The organism is Moraxella sp. FZFQ2102, from assembly GCF_024137865.1.
Lineage (GTDB): Bacteria > Pseudomonadota > Gammaproteobacteria > Pseudomonadales > Moraxellaceae > Moraxella.
The window spans coordinates 2,190,509-2,210,200 of the sequence record NZ_CP099960.1 but is presented as its reverse complement, the minus strand read 5'-3'; the positions used below and the strand labels follow the sequence as shown (position 1 = coordinate 2,210,200).

Here is a 19,692-nt window from a genome sequence, read left to right as displayed (position 1 = left end):
CTTATGTCCAACAACAGCATGAGACCAATTCATGTGGGTGAGATACTGCGTGAAGAATTTTTAAAACCTTTAGGGTTGTCAGTAGCGACTTTGGCTGAGTTTTTGGGCATTGCGCCTAATCATGTTCATGATATTATCAGTGGACGGTGTGGTATTAGTGCAGACACTGCCTTGCGTTTGGCACAGTATTTTGGCAATAGTTCTAGATTTTGGCTGGACTTACAAAATACCTATGAGCAACAACTTACCAAAACAGTCTATTTCAAATAACCTTAGAACCATCACAGCATAAAAAAGGAAACTCATATGGAACAAGCAAGCACCCAAAAGCTGACACTTCAAGACTATGCACCTAAACACTACATCGAAATATCAGAATTAGAAGAGAACTTCGATTACTGGATGGAAGTTGTTGAAAAAGATGTGATTGCTATCATAAAAGATGGAGAACCTAAATTTTGTATGGTGCCTGAATTTATTTATACTCAGATGACAGCGTACGCATCTTTAGATAATTGAGATAGCCATCAAATTTATGACAATCCAAAAAACCCATGAAAGATCTACCAACGCGTATCTTTGATGCCTTTTGTGAAGGGATATTGGATACTGCTGTGTTTTATAGCAGTGATGATGCGTATTTGTATCGATTGGATGAATATAGACAAGTCTTTGAAAGACTGGCTAAAGATGCTGACATTCATGTGATATATTATGACTTTACTGATGTGCAAGCATCCATCTATCAGCATTTTATGTCGCATATGATTGCAGCTGTTTGCCCTAATCAAGCAGATAGCTGTTATTCTTTAAGAGTTGTATTTGAGCAAATTATCTCAGGCAATCAGCGATATTTGTTAATACTGGATAATATTGAGTGTTTATATCAACCATTCCATCTCCAATCATCTGAAATCAAAGACTTCATCGGCTCATTGCGCACCTGCCTAGATGTCTATCGAACAAATATCCGCGCGGCTATGCTTTGTCGAGATACGGCAAATTTAAGAAAACTGTATCATGATTACCATGAGCCGTTTTATCGTTTTGGGTATTTGCAGGATGTGGGAAGGTAAAAGGATTTCATTGCTCGACACTAAACTGGATGAAATTATCCCAAGTGGTTATCAAAGCAGTGAGCTCAGTTTTTATCATAGCCATAAAAATATTAAAATAATGAAGTTTTTTATGGTTATACCCATAAACAAATGATGAAATTGGCTTAACATTTGGCATATAACCAAAAAACTAGAGAGATTAATTAGGTCACCAAAATCTCAAACTATGCAAAACATGCCTTTAATTAAAGTACTGAAAGGCAACATTCGCCCTACTTCACCAACAAATACCCCTTACCACGACCATTACGCACAGTGGTTGCCAATCCCATGCTCTCAAGTTCATTGAGTAGCTTACGAGCGGTACTGTCTGAGATGCCAAGCTCATTAGATACTTGTTTGGCGGTCAAAACCTGATTAGATGGCGTATTTGTGAGTAGCTGATACTGATGGATGCTAAGATTGCTATAATCAACAGCTAGATTTGCAGGTGCGGATTTTGGCATAGATTGCAGAATAATCGCTTTGACAATCGGATGGATAAAGCCATCCCCTTGATGATCTGCATTGGCAAATTCGCAATACGCCTGCATCAAGGTCGGTAGCGTCTGCCATGTAGGAGGCTGGTGAACAATTTGCCCGTCATAATCAGCAATGACAATCTCATCATCTTGGCGAAATTCACCCGAAATCGCATCATTGTCAATCGCACCCTCTGTAGCGATTCGGTGCAATTGCAAAATCATAGTGATATCAAGCGGTTGATTTATTTGTTGTTTCACCGCTTGCATCAAGTGATAATTATTGACAATCATCACCTCGCTTTTATTCATAGGTGCACGGCGACTGCCGAGTAGCTCTTTAGCAACCTTGCGTGTGGTAGATGCACCTTCAAGCTGAGCACTGGTAATCGGCTCTTCAAAGAGCAGCTCTTCGGTATCAATAGGCCATTGCCATTGCTGATAGTGATGCTCAATGTGATATAGCTTGGCTTGTAGGCTTTGTGGTAAGCAATACGAGAATTGATAGCCACCAATATGCATCGACTGCATGATGGCGTGACGGTTGAGTTTTTGGGTAAGCCAGCGCCGTTTGCTGTCAGCTGGGTGACGATAGAAAAACTGCTCCCATGACAAATAACGCCCCTTGGCATCTATCGGTGGATGCTCTGCCAAATACCCCAAAAGCACAGACGAAATATCCCCCGCTTCTAGTTCTGATAAAGTAGGTGGCTTGGGTAATTTCATCGTTATTTTCCATAAAATGTCGCAATTTATCGTATTTTACCTTATTTTATCGTAATTTGTCGTAAATTATCGTATTTTATCTCAGTTTGTCGCTAATTGACTTTATGGTAATTAGTTTATACTTGAAACTTTTGTATATATAGAAAAAGTTTCAAGTATAATTGAAACTTTTTCTATATTAAGCTAAAATAGCAATTATAGTTTTAGGATTTTACCGTGAAAAAAGATTTAGTTTATCGCCAAAAATACCTTGAAATGGTACGCCCGTTTATCGGAAAACGTTTGATTAAAGTGTTTACTGGGCAACGCCGTGTAGGCAAAAGCTATTTGCTGTTTCAGATTATGCAAGAGATTCAAACAGTGGATGAAAATGCCCACATTATTTATATCAACAAAGAAGACTTGGCATTTAGTCACATTACAACCGCAGAGCACCTGAATGATTTTGTGCAAGAGCAGAAAAAGAGCGGTCAAAAAAATTACATTTTTATCGATGAAATTCAAGAAATTACAGATTTTGAACAAGCGTTGCGTTCGCTTTTATTAGATGACGAATTGGATTTGTATTGCACGGGTAGCAATGCTCATTTGCTTTCACGGGATATTGCAGGTAGCCTGAGTGGGCGAGCGATTGAAATTAATGTCCACTCCCTGTCCTATTTTGAATTTCTTGAATTTATGAAACTGGACGATAGCGATAAATCGATGTCACTGTTTTTGAAATATGGCGGTTTGCCTTATTTGAAAGACTTGCCGTTGCAAGACAACATCGTGTTTGAATATCTACGAAATATTTATTCCACCATTGCCATTCGGGATATTGTGAACCGTTATTCATTGCGAAATGTGCAATTTTTAGAGCAGCTTACGCAATTTTTAGCAAGCAATATTGGCAATTTGTTTTCTGCTAAAAAAATCTCTGATTTTTTAAAATCGCAGAAAATTACCACATCAAGCATGCAGGTACAAAATTATGCGGAATATCTTGCCAACGCCTTTTTAATTCACAAAGTACCACGCTATGATATTGAAGGTAAACGCATTTTTGAGATTGGCGAAAAATACTATTTTGAAGATTTAGGTTTGCGAAACGCCCTGATTGGCTATCGGGTACAAGATCGTGGCAAATTGCTTGAAAACTGCATATTCAATCATCTTCAAATCGCAGGTTATGATGTCAAAATCGGCGGTTTAAATAGCCAAGAAATTGACTTCGTGGCAGAGAAGGATGGTGAACGTATATATGTGCAGGCGGCGCTGACCATTAATGAAGAAAAAACACTTGAGCGAGAATTTGGCAACCTGCTGAAAATCCAAGACAACTACCCGAAATATGTGGTGACAATGGACGAATTTGACGGCAATACTTTTGAAGGGATACAGTGTTTGAGTTTGAGGGTATTTTTGAGAGAGATTCTGGGTGGATGATGACCAACCATGCATTACTGATGTGGCACAGAATAAGCATATATAATGTTTTAGGAGTAATTTTATGAAATTACGAAAAATCCATATTAAAAACTTCCGTTCTATTCATGATGTTGAAATAGAAGTTCATAACTATACGATGTTAGTTGGTGCAAATAATGCAGGTAAAAGCAATATTATGGCTGCATTACGAGCTTTTTATGAAAATATTCCGTGGACAAAAGATGATGAACCAAGATTTCAGAAGGTTACATCAGAAAATGAAATGGAAATAGAAAGTTGGGTTGAACTAACATTTGAATTGACCGATGGGGAATGGAATGCATTAGCAGATAAATATAAAGGAACTGGAGAAAAGCATTTAACTGTTCGTAAGTATTTTATTTCTAAAGAGAAAGTAAAGCCAAGACAGAGTAATATATACGGGATTGTTGATGGTGTAATTGACGAATCACTATTTTATGGAGCTAAAAATATCGGCTCTGCAAAATTGGGGCAAATTATTTACATCCCTGCATTTATATCAGCTAGTGAACAAATGAAAACATCTGGATCATCTCCTTTGAGAGATATGCTGAATTTGATGTTAAAAAAAGCCTTGGTTAATAGTCATGCTTACCAAAAAGTAGTAGCTTCATTTGAGGAGTTTAATGATGAAGCTAAAAATAAAAATGGTTTTTTGGATCAAATAGCAAATCCTATTAATAGTGCTATTTCAAGTTGGGGGATTAAGTTTGATATGTCTATTGGTGCTATCTCCCCAGAAGATATTACAAAAAATCTCATTAAACATTCATTTGTTGATTCTATGTTAGGTGATTATGCTTTATCTCTTGATAGATATGGGCACGGATTCCAGCGTTCTTTTTTATATGAATTAATTAAATTAGTGCCTGAAATATCCAATGAAAACAACACCGCTCAGGAGAAGAATGATTTTAACCCTGATTTTACATTAATACTATTTGAAGAACCTGAAGCATTTTTACACCCAACACAACAAGAAAATATGGCATATCATTTGAGAAGATTAGGAGAGGGCAACGAGCAACAAGTCATCATCACTAGCCATTCACCTATTTTTGTTGGAAAAGCAACAGACAGTTTGTGCCAGATAGGACGAGTTCACAAAAAAGATGGATTAACATCTTTAGGGCAAATAAAATCGAAGGAATTAAATAATATCTTCTCGAGTGGCTTAGACTTTAAATCTTGCCTGCAAAATTTTGTAGCTAATCCCAATGTTCCAGAACAAAATAAGGCAGAAGCAAAAAACTGTTAAGCAATTCAGATCAAGATGAAGAAGTTGAAATTCAAAATGAAAAATTTCGTTATCAACTTTGGCTGGATTCAGAACGCTCATCAATGTTCTTTGCAGATAAAGTATTATTGGTAGAAGGTCCGACCGAAAAGGCGTTATTTAATTGGTTATTGGCCAACAACCATGATTGGCGTACATTTACAAAACATCGTATAGCTGTTGTTGATGTTATTGGTAAATTTAATTTTCATCGTTATATGACTCTTCTTGATATTTTTGGCATCCCATATGGATTGATAATTGATGATGATTTAAATAAAAACCATCATCAGGCTATAAATGATATGCTTAAAAACTATAATTGTAATTGCAAAATTGCAGAGCCAGTTTTCATACCACAATGTATCGAGCCCTATTTAGGATTAAATTTACCATCAAGAGCTGACTTAAAACCGCTTGAGATACTTAAGAAGCTAGAGAGTAACGAAATAGATGCAGATAGATTAAATGATTTGAAGGGGCTATTTATTTTAGCTTTAGATCTCTGAATTGATATAAAAAAGGAGGGGCTGTACTAAATAAATCCCAAATCTTACACCATTTCTCAATACTTTAAACTAATTAAATGATGCGCCATAGTTAAATCTAAACCCATATTCTTTGTCGATGTTTCATATCAATGTCATTGATTTACTAGCAGTGCCACGACCGCATTTGCCTTTGCGAAAGTCGGCAAAAAAGCTTTCACCCCAGCTTCGCCAACAAATACCTCTTACCACGACAATTACACACAGTGGTTGCCAATCCCATGCTCTCAAGTTCATTGAGTAACTTGCGAGCAGCACTGTCTGAGATGCCAAGCTCATTAGACACTTGTTTGGCGGTCAAAACTTGATCAGCTGGCGTATTTGTGAGTAGCTGATACTGATGGATTGAAATGGTATATGCCAGTACAAAACACTCAAATACCGAGTCGGCTGATGGTTACTGATCATAAGCAAGCACCTCGGCGATGGTTTTGGGTTTGATTGCTTTAGGTTTGGTTAATTCCATAAACCGAGCAATATCATCCAAAATCATCCACAATAACAAAAAGTTCTTCAAAGAAATATGACCTGTATTCTCAAACCGACGAATGGTTGGCTCAGGAATCAAGGATTTTTCAGCCAGTGCTCGGCGTGATAGCTTGGCATCTTTGCGTTTTTGTTTTAGATACGCCGCCAAAGCTAAGCGTGCATCAATATCGTCATACAGATGAAGCATAACCACCTCAACTTGGTTTAATTTTGATATTATTTTATCAAAATTACGGGATTTTTGGTGGTTTTTGATAATATTTTATCAAATTCATGCATGAATAACTTTTTTGTAGCTACTCTACAAGACAACTCAGCTCATAACTTTGACTGCGCCCAGAAGCCAGCGACTTCACCAAAATTTCTTTTTCAACCAAATCATTAATATCTCTTAGAGCGGTATCTGTGGATACTTTTGTGATACTCGCCCATTTTTTGGTGGTAAGCTTGCCATAAAAATCACCCCAAAGCTTATTGATCATCACTACCTGCCGTGGATTGAGTGATGTGTGGCGATATGTATGCCAAAACTGTGACTTAGCGACAACCTTTTGTGACTGAGCAAGTGCTTGTATCAAAGCTGCTTCTAGATTGGTTAAAAACCAAATTAGCCATTCGGTGGCTGACGCTAAGCCCCTTTGGGTCTGTTCAAGTATGTGATAATACTCACGACGATTGGCAAGAATTTGTGCGGACATGCTATAAAATCGCTGCGGACTGCCATCGCTTTTGGCGAGCATCCGTTCAGTGAGTGCACGAGTTAGGCGACCGTTACCATCATCAAATGGATGTAGCGTGACAAACCACAGGTGTGCAAGCCCCGCCTTAATTGTCAAATCAAGTCCCGTTTCATTATTGTTATACCACTGAAAAAATCGCTCAAGCTCATCGGGCAATCTATCAGCCTTTGGTGCTTCAAAGTGTACTTTGGCTTTGCCATAGGCACCTGAGACCACCTGCATCGGGCCATTGGCATCATCTCGCAATGCGCCCACATTAATGTCATACATACCACTTAGCCCTTGTGGGAATAGTGCATGATGCCAACGACAGACTTCATCCAGGGTTAGTGGCAAATCAAATCCTGAAGTCGCCTTAAGCATCATTTCAACAATCGCTTCCACTTCATAGCTTGGCGTAACAAGCTGATGCTGATACAGCGCTTCAATACCCAAGTGCCGAGCAACCGAAGAGCGTACCTGTTCAGTGTTAAGATATTCACCCTCAATCTCCGATGTCTTAATCACCTCCAATGTCAAAGCTTCAAGACTAACTTCAAGCGGTAAATCAAACCCAAGGCTGCTCATCTGCCCCAACAAGCGCCCCTGAAGCAAACGAATGCGAGCAACAAGGGGAAGCAACTGCACCTCATCAAGCTGCCAATCTGTCCAATTTGGATACTCATGAATAAACGTATCAACCATCACTATTCTCAATTTCGCCTCATCTGCGGTAATTATACCACATATTCTCCGCAAAATATGCGGTGAATAATACCATCAATCACCGCAAAATTGGCATACTAAATCCCAAACCCAACTGACAAATTATAAGATTTGAATAAAAAATCTTTAATATTATTAAATAGAAAATATAAAATTAAAAATAATTCAAATCCATCAATACCTGCAACTTTCATCAGCAAACACAAGAGCAAAAAATTCAAAATTATGATAAAATACGAAAAATGGTGGGGTAAATTTACCCTACTGATTTTCGTGCCAAAAAATAAAAAGCCATCAAAGCGTGCAATCAGCATCCACACTGATAATAGTCATAAGATATTGATATATAAAGAGATTATTTAAGGTTAAATAAGGTTATTCGTCGAAAAATAGTCGCCTAATTGCCAAGGTTGGGGTTTCCCGCTCCAAATTTTAAAAAGTCCAAGTCAGATGATTTGGGCTTTTTTGTTATACATCTTTCTAACAGCTTCTCCAAATTTCATCACCATAATAGCACCAGTCAATTTCTAGCGGACTTCCAAGCAAGATAAAATCCGCAAACGCCTTTATGATAATTCCACCATCATATCAATCCAATAGGCAGCACAGGAGTTACCGTAATGAAAAAAATGGATCTTTACAGCACTGGGCGGACTTGCCATCAGCACCCAAGCACTCGCCATCGAAATCTCACCGGGTGATAATGATTTGACACCTGCAGGTACCAATGCCTTACTGGTTTATCAGCAATTTGCCACGACCGATCGTTTGCGCGAGCAGGGCAAGACAGCATCTGATCAATTTGGCCTTGACACATCGATGACCGTGCTGCGCTATTTTCACACATTTGGCATCAATGAGCGATCAACACTGGATCTGGATACTTTTGTGCCATTTGTCAAAGCCACAGGCAAGCACGATGCAGCAGGCATTGATATCAGCGGTGTGGCAGACTGGACGGTCACAACCACATATCGGCGTAAGCTGAACGAGAATAATGACGCATTGATCTTAACAGGACTGCTAAGCTTACCAACTGGCAGCTGCGAGCTGAGCAGTGATCGCTTAAGCCTGGATGTGCAAGCTGGTTATGTCAAAAATTTTGGTAAAAAATGGTCAATGGATGTGACAGGCGATGTGATTTTCTACGGCAAAGATAGTCATGATTTTAAGAAAGATGTCTCATTTGAAAGTCAGCTCATCGGTCGCTATCACATTGATGATACGCTGTCACTGGGCACAGGTCTTTGGGCATCTGTGGGGCGGCGAAACCAAGGATGCCGATGGCAACAAACAGGGCGATCGCCTGCAAAGCACCAATATTCGCTTAACAGCGTCAAAGTGGATTGATAATCATCAATTCCAACTGCAGCTAGGTCGTGATCTGTCTGTCAAAAATGGCGCGGCGGAAAATGTACGAGCCAATCTGCTCTATGCTTATGTTTTTTAATCTGTAAATCCATCATTTGGCTGGCTTGTGATTTGTAAGCGGTGCACAAATCATCAAGTCAGCTTGATAAAAATACAAATCTATCAATATCAATAACTTACAGCATAAACACAAAACACCGTTATACTTTATACTTCAGAACTTCATATCATTTAACATAATATACATTATGCGAAGTATAAGCAATCGAACCAGGGCAAAGTCCTAAGCGAATTTGGCATAAATTTTCTCAAGCTTACCGCCGCATTTACCACTACAACCACACCTTAATCCAATCACCATCCATTCACTGTTGCCAATTTTCAACTCATCATTTTTTTGTGCACTTTGTACAATTATCGTGAAATTCATCCGCTTATGATGAAATTATCGTACGCTGTTAGTAAATTTGTTTTATAATAACCAAAAGACACACAAATTCAGCGGAGTTTTTATGCGCCCACAGTCTGCAAATTTCAAATCTATCATGACATTAGCCTTGTTGCCTTTGGCAAGCGTCAGCCCAGACAGCCAGCTGCCCATCGATAAAGACGCCCGCTTAACACTTGGCGTCAGTGCAACCTACAACGCCACCGCTTATCAAGCTGACAACAACATCAGCTTTTTCCCAGTCGGCTCGTATGACAACAATCGTCTATATATCGAAGGCGCTGAGGCCGGCTTTTATCCATACAAAGACTCAAATGATCAAGTCCGTATCGGTCTAAGTTATGACGGTCGTGAATTTAATCCAAAAGATGCCAATGTTGCTGCGATGAAAGACTTGGATAAGCGTGACTGGTCGGTATTGGCTCATGCTAGCTATATGCACATCACGCCTTATGGCGGTTTCAAAATCAAAGCGACCACCGATGTGCTAAGCCGTCACGATGGCCAAACTGTCAGCCTATCGCATTTATCAAAATTTACCAAAGATAAACTCACCGTTTATCCAGAGTTTGGTGCTGTTTGGCAAAGCAAAGACTACAATCAATATTATTTTGGCGTATCTGCTGATGAAAGTGGCCGCACTGGTGTCGATCGGTACGATGCTGAATCAGGCGTGATGCCTTTTGTTGCTGCCACCGCCACCTATAAGATTAATGATCGCATTAGCGTTTTTGGCAATCAGCGTGTTGAATGGCTCTCATCCACTCAAAAAGACAGTCCATTGACCGATGGCTCAGTGGATTCAAAGACTCGAGTTGGTGTGAATTACACTTTTTAATTAATTAATATTGGTAAAAAATAAAAAGGGCGAATAATAATAAGCGCCCTTTTTATTACTCAAAAAACTGCAACCACTCTGCTGTCAAGTTGTTAAATGCCCTATCACTCACCAAGACATTTGTTTGCAGGACTCTAAGTAGCTGGTAAAAATTGTCAAGCAATTGGCAACAGCTCAAGCGTTTGTGCAGCTTGCACTGTCGGCTTGGTAGCCATCATCTTTGCCCAGCGGATGATGTGTGTATATTCATGCACCGCCAAGAATTTCGCCGCGTCATAATGCTCGCCCACATACAGCTCGCCTAGGCACAATCTGCCATACCAAGGATAAATCGCCATATCTGCAATACTATACTCATCGCCCATGATATATTCTCTATCCGCTAAGTGTTTATTTAGCACATCTAATTGGCGCTTGGTTTCCATCGCATAACGGTCGATTGGATATTCCATCGGATATGGTGCATAGGCATAAAAATGTCCAAAACCACCACCAACAAATGGTGCTGAGCCCATTTGCCACATTAGCCATGAATACAGCTTGGCCTTGTCACGCAGTTCACTTGGTATAAAGGCTTGATGCTTTTCTGCCAAATACAGCAAAATCGCCCCACTTTCAAACACAGGTGTCGGTGGCGCGGTTGTCATATCAAGTAGTGCTGGAATTTTGGAATTTGGGTTAATCTTGACAAAGTCTGAGCCAAATTGATCGCCTGACATGATGTTGATTTTATAAGCATCAAAGCCTGTGATTTTGCCAAAATTTTTTAATTCTTCTAATAAAATATTCACCTTAATGCCATTGGGTGTGTTTAGCGAGTATAGCTGATACGGCGCATCACCGATTGGCAGCGTCTGCTCATGCGTTGCTCCTGCAGTTGGGCGGTTTGTCCCGCCAAATTTACCCCCTGCTTTAGCTTTGACGCTTTCATAATCCCAAATGACTGGTGGTGTGTAAGTTGTCATGGTTTTTCCTTATTGGTCTTTTAAAAGAATGTGAGTTTCTGGCAAACAAAATCATACTTATATGACAAATCAGCTTCAAAATCTTCCATTATTACCTTTAAAAAGTCGCACAATTATATTGATAATTGCTTGATTTTAAACGAGATTTTTATAGGTCTATTGCATACACCCGCGAATGATTTTAGGCTCAGCTAATTATGTTAGTCATTGTAGCAGGCTTTAGCATAAAGCATAAAGGCAAATCTTATAACAGACGCCCTTTTTTACCAATATTTTATAGCAAAAAAGGCAGCATAAAGCCACCTTTTTTTGTTTCGCCAATACTTGATTACATCAAAATCAAGCGTGGATCTGCCAATAGCTTAGCGATATAGCGAGTGAATACCGCAGCATCAGCACCGTTGATGGCGCGATGGTCATAAGACAGTGACAGCGGCAACATCAAGCGTGGCTCAAACTCTTTGCCATTCCAACGCGGCTGGAAGGTAGATTCTGAGATGCCCAAAATTGCAACTTGTGGGAAATTGACCAGCGGCGTGAAGTAAGTACCACCCATATTGCCTTGACTTGAGATGGTGAAGCTTGCACCTTGTAGCTCTTTGGCAGTAAGCTTCTTATCTCGTGCTTTCTTGGCAAGCTGACCGATTTCGATCGCAAGCTGCTTGATGCCCTTGTCTTGAGCGTCCTTAATGACAGGAACAATCAAGCCGTCATCAGTTGCAACGGCAATACCCATATTGACCGATTTACGGATGATCATCTTGGTATTGTCATCAGAAACATGGCTGTTGAACTTCGGATGCTGAGTCAATGCATACGCCACCGCCTTGACGATGAATGCCAAAATGGTCAAGCCGATGCCTTGAGCCTTGAACTCACCTTTTAGCTCATTACGCATGGCTTCGGTCTCAGTGATGTCCGCTAGGTCAAACTGAGTGACTTGTGGAATCAAGGTATTAAGATTCAGCTGTGGAATAGAGACTTTTTGTAGTCGAGTCAGCTCAACTTTCTCAATCTCGCCCCAAATTTCTTTGTTGCTCATATCAGGCAAGTTTGGCAAGCCTGAACGCACATCTGCAGATGGTGCAGCCGCTTGGGCAGCTTGTGGCTTAACCGCACCACTCATCACACTCTTAACAAAGCCGAATAGGTCTTCTTTTAGAATACGGCCATGTGCAGCAGTGCCTGTCACTAGGCTGATATCCACACCCATCTCACGCGCAAGCTTACGCACCGCAGGGCCTGCATGGACATTGCGTGCTTTTTCGTTCACGACAGCCTCAGGCAGCTTGGTGCTTGCAGCAGCTGGTGCAGCTTTTGGTGCTTCTGCTTTTGCTGGAGCGGCCTGTGGTGCTGTCGGTGCAGATGCAGTCTGAGCAGCTGGTGCAGAGACTGGTGCAGACGCACCGCCTTTGATCGTGATAAAGGCTTGACCATTTGATACCGCATCACCTTGATTAACAAGAATGGCTTCGATGACACCATCAACAGGCGCAGGCACTTCTACAGATGCCTTATCAGATTCTACCAAAATAAGTGGTTGATCCTTAGTCACAGTATCGCCTACAGCAACCATAATATCAGCAACTTCAGCACTATCCACACCAAGATCAGGTAAGTTGTGAGTTTGGCTGCCAGCAGGGGCGGCAGGGGCGGCAGCGGCTTGTGGTGCTGGCGCTGTAGGTGCTGATGCAGGTGCGGCAGTTTCTTGAGCAGCTACTTGTGCAGGAGCAGCTGCGCCTACGCCTTTAATGGTAATAAAGGCTTGACCGTTGGTGACTGCATCACCTTGTTTAACAAGAATGGCTTCGATGACACCATCAACAGGCGCAGGCACTTCTACAGATGCCTTATCAGATTCTACCAAGATCAATGGCTGATCTTTGGTGACGGTATCACCGACTTTCACCATGATGTCTGCAACTTCAGCACTATCCACGCCAAGATCAGGCAGATTGTGCGTTTGGCTACTTGCAGCAGCAGGTGCTGACGCCGCTACTGGGGCAGCTTGTGCAACTGGTGCAGGCTCAGCAGCAGCTTGTGGTGCTGGCGTGGCTTCTGGTGCAGGTGCTGCCGCGCCTGATTCCACACTAAATAGCACCGTGCCTTCGCTGATGCTGTCGCCAACATTGACATGCACAGCGGTGATGGTACCTGCAACGGGTGCAGGTACTTCAACTGATGCTTTATCGGATTCAACCAAAACAAGGTTGTCATTTTCGCTGATGACATCGCCGACTTTTACCATGATTTCAGCGACTTCAGCACTTTCTACACCCAAATCGGGGGCTTTGATTTCCATCATATTCTCCTATACTTGGGCGTTAATTAGTGTTCATCAACCAGTTCAGGCACTGGGTTTGGCTCACGAGTCATCTTCGGTGCTGGAGCATCTGGGAAGTGATCGTAATGCGGTTGTGGCTGCCATGCAGGCGCTTGATCAGCATCGATGTCGAAGCTGTTGATCGCATCTTGTACCAAGCGCGCATCGATTTCGCCTTCATCTGCCAATTTCTTCAAGGTCGCAACGACGATATGCTCAGCATTGACATTGAAAAAGCTGCGAAGTTTCGCACGGCTGTCAGAGCGGCCAAAGCCATCCGTACCCAGTGTCACATATGGACGGCTGTCAGGTAGCCAGCCACGGATTTGCTCTGAGTAGTTGCGCATATAGTCAGTTGCTGCGACAACGATACCTTTATGCTGTGCCAACTGCTCAGTAACCCATGGGGTTTTTTGTTCTGCGGTTGGGTGTAGGCGGTTATAATCATCGCACGCCATACCGTCACGAGTCAGCTCATTAAAGCTTGTGACGCTCCACACATTGGCAGTGATGCCAAATTCGTCTTTTAGGATGCGAGCAGCTTTTTGGACTTCGCGTAGGATGACGCCAGAACCCAATAGCTGTACTTGTGTTGAGCCATTGTCTTCAAGCAGATACATACCGCGCTTGATGCCTTCTTCAACACCTTCGGGCATCGCTGCGTGTTCGTAGTTTTCGTTCATCAAGGTGATGTAGTAGTACACGCGCTCACCTTCGCCATACATACGGCGCAGACCGTCATGCATGATCACCGCAAGCTCGTAGCCATAGCATGGATCATAAGTCACACAGTTTGGCACAGTGCCAAATAGGATGTGGCTGTGGCCGTCTTGGTGCTGCAGACCTTCACCGTTTAGCGTGGTGCGACCTGCTGTTGCGCCAAATAGGAAACCTTGTGCTTGGCAGTCACCTGCTGCCCATGCCAAGTCACCAACGCGTTGGAAACCGAACATTGAGTAGTAGATGTACATTGGGATCATTGGCAATGCATTCACTGAGTAGCTGGTCGCCAAGGCAATCCACGCACTCATCGCGCCTGCTTCGTTGATGCCTTCTTCTAGCATATGGCCGTCTTTAGCTTCGCGATAACCCATCAGAGCTTCAGCATCTTCAGCGATATAGTTTTGACCTACTGATGAGTAGATGCCAAGCTGACGGAACATACCTTCTAGACCGAAAGTACGCGCTTCGTCTGGTACGATTGGCACGACATGCTTGTTCAGTGCTTTGTCTTTTAATAGTGCTGACAATAGACGGACAAATACCATCGTGGTTGATTGCTCTTTGCCTTTTGAGCCCTGTAGCACTTGATCAAAGATTGACAGCTCAGGCACTGGCAATGGGATATGACCACTGCGGCGTGATGGCAAGTGACCACCCAATGACTCACGGCGACCCATCAAGTATTTGTATTCTGCCGAATCTTCTGATGGGCGGTAGAATGGCAATTCTTTTAGCTGCTCATCAGTAAATGGCAAGTCAAAACGGTCACGGAAATATCTTAGACCATTTTCATCCAGTTTTTTCAATTGGTGCGCTTTGTTCACCGCTTGGATTTGGCTTGATAGACCATAGCCTTTAACAGTTTTGACAAGGATAACCGTAGGCTGACCTTTGGTTTTCATTGCTTCAGCATAAGCAGCATAGACTTTCTTCGGATCATGGCCGCCACGGTTTAACTGCATGATTTCTTCGTCTGATAGATCTTTGACCAGCTCTTCTAGCTCTGGATATTTGCCAAAGAATTCTTTACGGACAAATGCACCATCACGCGCGGTGTATAGCTGATATTCACCATCAACCACTTCTTCCATACGCTGTTTTAGCGCGCCTGATTTGTCTTTGGCAAGTAGTGGATCCCAATGATCGCCCCAAATGACTTTAATCACACGCCAGCCTGCACCGCGGAATACCGACTCAAGCTCTTGGATGATCTTACCGTTACCGCGTACTGGGCCGTCTAGACGCTGTAGGTTACAGTTGATCACCCAGATTAGGTTGTCAAGCTTCTCGCGGCCTGCCATTGAGATCGCGCCCAAGCTTTCTGGCTCGTCTGTCTCACCATCGCCTAGGAATGCCCACACTTTACGATCTTCATCTTTGATCAGACCGCGGTTGGTTAGGTATTTTTGGTTACGCGCTTGATAAATCGACATCAAAGGACCAAGACCCATTGATACCGTTGGGAATTGCCAATAATCAGGCATCAGATATGGGTGCGGATAGCTTGATAGACCTTTACCATCGACTTCACGGCGGAAATTGACAAGCTGTTCTTCAGTCAAGCGACCTTCTAGGAATGAACGCGCGTACATACCTGGTGCGCCATGACCTTGATAATAGATCATATCGCCGCCGTGGTTTTCGCTTGGGGCGCGCCAAAAGTGGTTAAAACCAGTCTCGTACAAAGTCGCTGATGACGCAAAAGTCGCCAAGTGACCACCCAAATCATCGTTATTTAGGTTGGCTTTCATAACCATCGCCAACGCATTATAACGCATCAAAGCGCGTAGCTTACGCTCCATGTGCAGATCGCCTGGGTAAGTTGGCTCATCTTCTACAGGAATGGTGTTGATATAAGCAGTATCTAGGCGGTTGAATGGCAAGCCTTCTTGTACTGCCATGTTATACAAGGCTTTTAGTAGAAACTGCGCGCGATCTTTGTCGGCGTTTTTGATGACCGATTCGAATGCGTCTAACCACTCTTGGGTTTCGACATGATCGGTGTCATTATAATAACTCATTACAATTATCCTACATGATTGAGCTATGCCACAACGAACATAGCGGTTATTACATCTGCATTGACTTGACAGATGTGACTGATGGTTTTATCCACAAGAAACAACTGTGAACAAAAAAATTTCCTTGCTATTATAAAAGCATTGACAGAAAAAGTTTATTCTTAAAAATAAATACCGAAATAACAAACATTTATTTTGGAAATATTGTCAATTTATAACATATTATTTCTTTGTAAATCAGCCACTTAGCCGATGCTATTATAACAAATTTTCCCCAGTTTTATATACAAAAAAATCCCCAAATTTCACTTTGGGGATTGTATTTAGCATACACTGGTTATTCTTCACTGGCTTTTAGCTGGATATAGTTTTTGATACCCATGCTTTCGATCAGCTCGTTTTGGGTATCTAGCCAATCGATATGCTCCTCGTTGCCATCTTTAAGCTCAACCAACAAAGCGCGCGACACATAATCGCGATGCTCTTCGCAGATAACGATTGCTTCGATCAAGGCATCATGCTTGCGTTTTTCAAGTTTTAAATCACAGCCAATGATCTCGGCGACATCTTCACCGATCAAAAGCTTGCCATATTCTTGTAAATTTGGCAGGCCTTCAAGCAACAAGATACGCTCAATCAGCTTATCTGCCCATTTCATCTCTTGGATTGACTGCTTATAAAACGCTTCGTTCAGCTCGCCGATGCCCCAGTTTTTCACGATGCGCGCGTGCAAAAAATACTGATTGATGGCGACCAATGACAAACCCAGTGCTGAGTTTAATGCGCGGATGACTTTTTTATCTGCTTTCATACATCTCTCCTATGATGATCAGTGTGCAGCGGTCGCCTGTACCGCTTCGCCTGCCATGCTTTGTAGATAATTTTCAAGTCCCATCAGCTCAATCAGACGCAGCTGCTGCTCTAGCCAATGCGCATGATCTTGCTCGGTATCTTCTAGCTGACGCACCAACATATCACGCGTTACATAGTCGCGCTCCGCTTCACACAGTGCAATGCCTTCTTTTAGATGTTCTTGGACGCTGTATTCTAGCTCAAGATCGCTTTTTAGCATACTTGGGACATCGGTGCCAATATTGATCGCGCTCACTTGCATATTTGGCGTACCGCCCAGCATCAAAATACGCGAAATCAATAGCTGCGCGTGCAAGGTCTCATCTTCCATCTCATGATGAATGCGGTCGTACAGCTTGCCCAAATGCCACTCAGCATACAGCTGTGAATGGATAAAATACTGATCACGAGCGCCAAGCTCACCGCCCAATAAAAAGTTCAGATAATCAATGACTTTTTGAGATGATTTCATCACATTCTCCCGCTTTATCGAAAATTTTTGTCAAAAAGTTTGTAAAAAGTTGTATGATAATTATACTAACACAATTAAACAATAAATCCACCGCCAGTTTGTAATACTTCTGAACTGCGAACGCTTTACACTCTGATAACAGCTTGCAATTGCTAATTGGACGCATTTTGTACATTTTTTACCGATTTGCCACCGATTAATTTATTTAAGCCATTGATAATTATCATAAAATCTATAAAAATAAATTGAAACTGGTTATCATTTAATTTTATCAAAGTGAAAATAATTATCGATTAATAAAATTCACGGTAGTAATACAACTCAAAACAAAACCCGATCGTACAAGACAGTAACAATCGGGTAATATTTTAAGGTTTAATTTGGCACGGAATTGGCTATAGATTTGATAATTTTTAGCCCAAATCCATCAACCTGCCATCACATCAATGGCAATAAAATTGGCTTCATGCTCATCGATCAAATCCTGCACTATCGGCACGCAGCAGCCACAGCAAGTACCAACTGACAATGCATCTTGCAACCCTTCCATGCCATTGACGCCTTGGGCCAGTGCGGTTTTGATTTGGGTATCTTTGACATCATGACAAATACAAACATACATAGCGGTTATCCAGTTTTGGTTGTTTACACTTGATGAAAAGTGTCAATTATAAATGACAGGACTTGAATAAGTTTCGCTCTCAAAAGCGAGTGATTCTTGTTTATGGGTTTATAATAACAATAATTGTTCCCATTTGCAAATGATTTTATCAATTATTTCAAAGATTGCGATACAAATTTTCAATCAAAGATGGACTTTTAATCAGTTATGATAAATCAGCAGAAAATCCTGCTGTTTTGTTGCTTTGCTGACAGTTTTACACTATACATTTGGCTTGGCTATCGTTACAATAATCACTGATATTGCTAAGTTTTTTGGCTTAATAAAGCTTGCCTATTATTCACCTTACATATTTTATAGATTTAAACTTCATGAGCCACATTCGCCCTTTTGTTCTAACTTGTCTTGGTCTTGGCTTGACGGCTGTCAGCATGGGGACGGCACACGCTTGCCAAGTGCCAAAAAGCGATTATAAAAATGTCAGCTGCACCGCACAAGCAGGAGTTTTTTTGGCAAGTAAAGACGATGGCTCACCTGTGGCATTGCTGGATAATAAAGGCAAAAAAACCGCCGACCTGTTTCGCTATCAAGCCGTGCTTGGTGCTGTGATGGGCGATGGGCTATTGCCTGTACAATTAAACGGTAAAGTCGGCTACATCAACCGCGCAGGCAAAGTGGCACTGACGCCGAATTTCGACCGTATGCCGACAGGCTCATGGGCGCGCGGTGTGCATGATGGACGCATCGTCGTGCGCAAAAATGGCGCGTTTGGTGTCGTCACCACCCAAGGGCGCACTGTGGTGAATTTCGATAAAGCCATCAGCAATATCACCGATTTTCAAAATGGCGTTGCAACCGTCACGCGCGGCAATCAACGCTATCAGATCGATACCGCAGGACAACGCTTGCCTGATACACCAAATATAGCAAATAATGTCGCCACCAATACTACAGCGACAGCAAACCCAGCTCCCGTCCAACCGCCAAGCTACACGCGTACGATCTCGCCACCTGCATCGGTAAGCATCACACAAACCAGTAGCAATTTGCTTGGCACACCGACCACCGTGCCTGTCGAAAGTACTGTCAGCCCTGCATTCGTCAGCAGTACCACCATCACGCCGATCACTCAAACGCCAAGCACTGTGACCACACGCACTGTAAATAATGCGCCGCAGTTTTTCCCACAACAAAACGGTGGCAAATGGGGCTTTGTCGATAATCAAGGCGTGGCGATGATCCAATACGCCTTCGATGAAGTCAAAGACTACAGCGAAAATATGGCAGCGGTGCGTGTCGGCGATCGCTGGGGCTTTATTGATAATAAAGGTGATTTGGTGATTGATTTTCGCTTTACTGATAGTGGTATCGTCAAAAACAGCACATCGAAAGTCCGCCCATTGACGCCGCTGAAGTTCGAACAAGGCAAAGCATGGATTGGCAATTTGGTCGATGGCACAAAAATGTGCATCAACACTCAAGGTGTAAGCGTGTCTTGTGGGTGATGTATAGTTTTTTACTTTTTAGGATAATTAGTTTTAA

At 42.1% G+C, this 19,692-nt stretch carries 19 protein-coding genes; 9 read left to right on the top strand and 10 right to left on the bottom strand.

Annotated features, from left to right (window positions below; translation table 11 throughout):
• Positions 1-3 precede the first annotated feature (3 nt).
• The 3 genes from NGM44_RS10260 to NGM44_RS10250 are packed head-to-tail and all read left to right on the top strand — an operon-like array spanning position 4 to position 1,076.
• Positions 4-270, top strand: a complete 267-nt coding sequence (locus tag NGM44_RS10260; protein ID WP_253223557.1) for a HigA family addiction module antitoxin — start codon at positions 4-6, stop codon at positions 268-270.
• A 36-nt stretch (positions 271-306) separates the two neighbouring features.
• On the top strand, positions 307-519 hold the full coding sequence (locus NGM44_RS10255) for a hypothetical protein (protein WP_253223556.1): 213 nt from the start codon (positions 307-309) through the stop codon (positions 517-519).
• Positions 520-554: 35 nt separating this feature from the next.
• Complete coding sequence (locus NGM44_RS10250) at positions 555-1,076, top strand: hypothetical protein (protein WP_253223555.1); 522 nt, start codon at positions 555-557, stop codon at positions 1,074-1,076.
• A gap of 254 nt (positions 1,077-1,330) precedes the next feature.
• Here NGM44_RS10250 and NGM44_RS10245 read toward each other — a convergent pair whose 3' ends face one another.
• Positions 1,331-2,305, bottom strand: coding sequence for a Fic family protein (locus NGM44_RS10245; RefSeq protein WP_253223554.1), 975 nt, complete (start codon positions 2,303-2,305; stop codon positions 1,331-1,333).
• 216 nt (positions 2,306-2,521) lie between these two features.
• On the opposite strand from NGM44_RS10245, the gene NGM44_RS10240 reads away from it, so the two are divergent.
• From NGM44_RS10240 to NGM44_RS10230, 3 genes are all read left to right on the top strand, one after another.
• Positions 2,522-3,733: an ATP-binding protein gene (locus NGM44_RS10240; RefSeq protein WP_253223553.1), complete on the top strand. Its 1,212-nt coding sequence runs from the start codon at positions 2,522-2,524 to the stop codon at positions 3,731-3,733.
• Positions 3,734-3,797: 64 nt separating this feature from the next.
• Positions 3,798-5,015, top strand: coding sequence for an ATP-dependent endonuclease (locus tag NGM44_RS10235; RefSeq protein WP_253223552.1), 1,218 nt, complete (start codon positions 3,798-3,800; stop codon positions 5,013-5,015).
• An 83-nt stretch (positions 5,016-5,098) separates the two neighbouring features.
• Entirely contained in the window at positions 5,099-5,542 is a 444-nt protein-coding gene (locus NGM44_RS10230) for an ATP-dependent endonuclease (RefSeq protein ID WP_253223551.1), read from the top strand.
• 196 nt (positions 5,543-5,738) lie between these two features.
• Here NGM44_RS10230 and NGM44_RS10225 read toward each other — a convergent pair whose 3' ends face one another.
• The 3 genes from NGM44_RS10225 to NGM44_RS10215 all read right to left on the bottom strand — a co-directional run bounded on the left by NGM44_RS10225 (position 5,739) and on the right by NGM44_RS10215 (position 7,494).
• Entirely contained in the window at positions 5,739-5,882 is a 144-nt protein-coding gene (locus NGM44_RS10225) for a hypothetical protein (protein ID WP_253223550.1), read from the bottom strand.
• 96 nt (positions 5,883-5,978) lie between these two features.
• Positions 5,979-6,257 carry a helix-turn-helix transcriptional regulator gene (locus NGM44_RS10220; protein WP_078318615.1) on the bottom strand — a complete coding sequence of 93 codons (279 nt, stop codon included), beginning with the start codon at positions 6,255-6,257 and terminating at the stop codon, positions 5,979-5,981.
• Between the two features lie 109 nt (positions 6,258-6,366).
• Entirely contained in the window at positions 6,367-7,494 is a 1,128-nt protein-coding gene (locus NGM44_RS10215; protein ID WP_253223549.1) for a Fic family protein, read from the bottom strand.
• A 729-nt stretch (positions 7,495-8,223) separates the two neighbouring features.
• Between NGM44_RS10215 and NGM44_RS10210 the strand changes: the two genes are divergently transcribed.
• On the top strand, positions 8,224-8,865 hold the full coding sequence (locus tag NGM44_RS10210; protein WP_253223548.1) for a transporter: 642 nt from the start codon (positions 8,224-8,226) through the stop codon (positions 8,863-8,865).
• A gap of 533 nt (positions 8,866-9,398) precedes the next feature.
• Positions 9,399-10,172: a MipA/OmpV family protein gene (locus tag NGM44_RS10205; protein WP_253223547.1), complete on the top strand. Its 774-nt coding sequence runs from the start codon at positions 9,399-9,401 to the stop codon at positions 10,170-10,172.
• 155 nt (positions 10,173-10,327) lie between these two features.
• Here the strand turns inward: NGM44_RS10205 and yghU are convergent, their stop codons facing one another.
• From yghU to NGM44_RS10175, 6 genes are all read right to left on the bottom strand, one after another.
• On the bottom strand, positions 10,328-11,137 hold the full coding sequence (gene yghU / locus NGM44_RS10200) for a glutathione-dependent disulfide-bond oxidoreductase (protein WP_253223546.1): 810 nt from the start codon (positions 11,135-11,137) through the stop codon (positions 10,328-10,330).
• Positions 11,138-11,465: 328 nt separating this feature from the next.
• A complete protein-coding gene (locus tag NGM44_RS10195) occupies positions 11,466-13,439 on the bottom strand; it encodes a 2-oxo acid dehydrogenase subunit E2 (protein WP_253224683.1) in 1,974 nt (657 codons plus the stop codon).
• Positions 13,440-13,465: 26 nt separating this feature from the next.
• The gene (aceE, locus tag NGM44_RS10190) at positions 13,466-16,204 is read right to left on the bottom strand and encodes a pyruvate dehydrogenase (acetyl-transferring), homodimeric type (RefSeq protein WP_253223545.1); all 2,739 of its coding nucleotides are present in this window, start codon (positions 16,202-16,204) and stop codon (positions 13,466-13,468) included.
• Positions 16,205-16,541: 337 nt separating this feature from the next.
• Positions 16,542-17,015: a bacterioferritin gene (bfr, locus tag NGM44_RS10185; RefSeq protein WP_253223544.1), complete on the bottom strand. Its 474-nt coding sequence runs from the start codon at positions 17,013-17,015 to the stop codon at positions 16,542-16,544.
• 18 nt (positions 17,016-17,033) lie between these two features.
• Complete coding sequence (gene bfr, locus NGM44_RS10180) at positions 17,034-17,528, bottom strand: bacterioferritin (protein WP_253223543.1); 495 nt, start codon at positions 17,526-17,528, stop codon at positions 17,034-17,036.
• Between the two features lie 427 nt (positions 17,529-17,955).
• Positions 17,956-18,150, bottom strand: coding sequence for a bacterioferritin-associated ferredoxin (locus NGM44_RS10175; protein WP_253223542.1), 195 nt, complete (start codon positions 18,148-18,150; stop codon positions 17,956-17,958).
• A 371-nt stretch (positions 18,151-18,521) separates the two neighbouring features.
• On the opposite strand from NGM44_RS10175, the gene NGM44_RS10170 reads away from it, so the two are divergent.
• The gene (locus NGM44_RS10170) at positions 18,522-19,655 is read left to right on the top strand and encodes a WG repeat-containing protein (RefSeq protein WP_253223541.1); all 1,134 of its coding nucleotides are present in this window, start codon (positions 18,522-18,524) and stop codon (positions 19,653-19,655) included.
• Positions 19,656-19,692: the final 37 nt, after the last annotated feature.

Excerpts from the sequence above, each read along its gene's own strand:
- NGM44_RS10260 (WP_253223557.1), top strand. The coding sequence starts at position 4 with ATGTCCAACAACAGCATGAGACCAATTCATGTGGGTGAGATACTGCGT.
- NGM44_RS10255 (WP_253223556.1), top strand. The coding sequence starts at position 307 with ATGGAACAAGCAAGCACCCAAAAGCTGACACTTCAAGACTATGCACCT.
- NGM44_RS10250 (WP_253223555.1), top strand. The coding sequence starts at position 555 with ATGAAAGATCTACCAACGCGTATCTTTGATGCCTTTTGTGAAGGGATA.
- NGM44_RS10245 (WP_253223554.1), bottom strand. The coding sequence starts at position 2,305 with ATGAAATTACCCAAGCCACCTACTTTATCAGAACTAGAAGCGGGGGAT.
- NGM44_RS10235 (WP_253223552.1), top strand. The coding sequence starts at position 3,798 with ATGAAATTACGAAAAATCCATATTAAAAACTTCCGTTCTATTCATGAT.
- NGM44_RS10230 (WP_253223551.1), top strand. The coding sequence starts at position 5,099 with ATGTTCTTTGCAGATAAAGTATTATTGGTAGAAGGTCCGACCGAAAAG.
- NGM44_RS10220 (WP_078318615.1), bottom strand. The coding sequence starts at position 6,257 with ATGCTTCATCTGTATGACGATATTGATGCACGCTTAGCTTTGGCGGCG.
- NGM44_RS10215 (WP_253223549.1), bottom strand. The coding sequence starts at position 7,494 with ATGGTTGATACGTTTATTCATGAGTATCCAAATTGGACAGATTGGCAG.
- NGM44_RS10205 (WP_253223547.1), top strand. The coding sequence starts at position 9,399 with ATGCGCCCACAGTCTGCAAATTTCAAATCTATCATGACATTAGCCTTG.
- yghU (WP_253223546.1), bottom strand. The coding sequence starts at position 11,137 with ATGACAACTTACACACCACCAGTCATTTGGGATTATGAAAGCGTCAAA.
- NGM44_RS10195 (WP_253224683.1), bottom strand. The coding sequence starts at position 13,439 with ATGGAAATCAAAGCCCCCGATTTGGGTGTAGAAAGTGCTGAAGTCGCT.
- aceE (WP_253223545.1), bottom strand. The coding sequence starts at position 16,204 with ATGAGTTATTATAATGACACCGATCATGTCGAAACCCAAGAGTGGTTA.
- bfr (WP_253223544.1), bottom strand. The coding sequence starts at position 17,015 with ATGAAAGCAGATAAAAAAGTCATCCGCGCATTAAACTCAGCACTGGGT.
- bfr (WP_253223543.1), bottom strand. The coding sequence starts at position 17,528 with ATGAAATCATCTCAAAAAGTCATTGATTATCTGAACTTTTTATTGGGC.
- NGM44_RS10175 (WP_253223542.1), bottom strand. The coding sequence starts at position 18,150 with ATGTATGTTTGTATTTGTCATGATGTCAAAGATACCCAAATCAAAACC.
- NGM44_RS10170 (WP_253223541.1), top strand. The coding sequence starts at position 18,522 with ATGAGCCACATTCGCCCTTTTGTTCTAACTTGTCTTGGTCTTGGCTTG.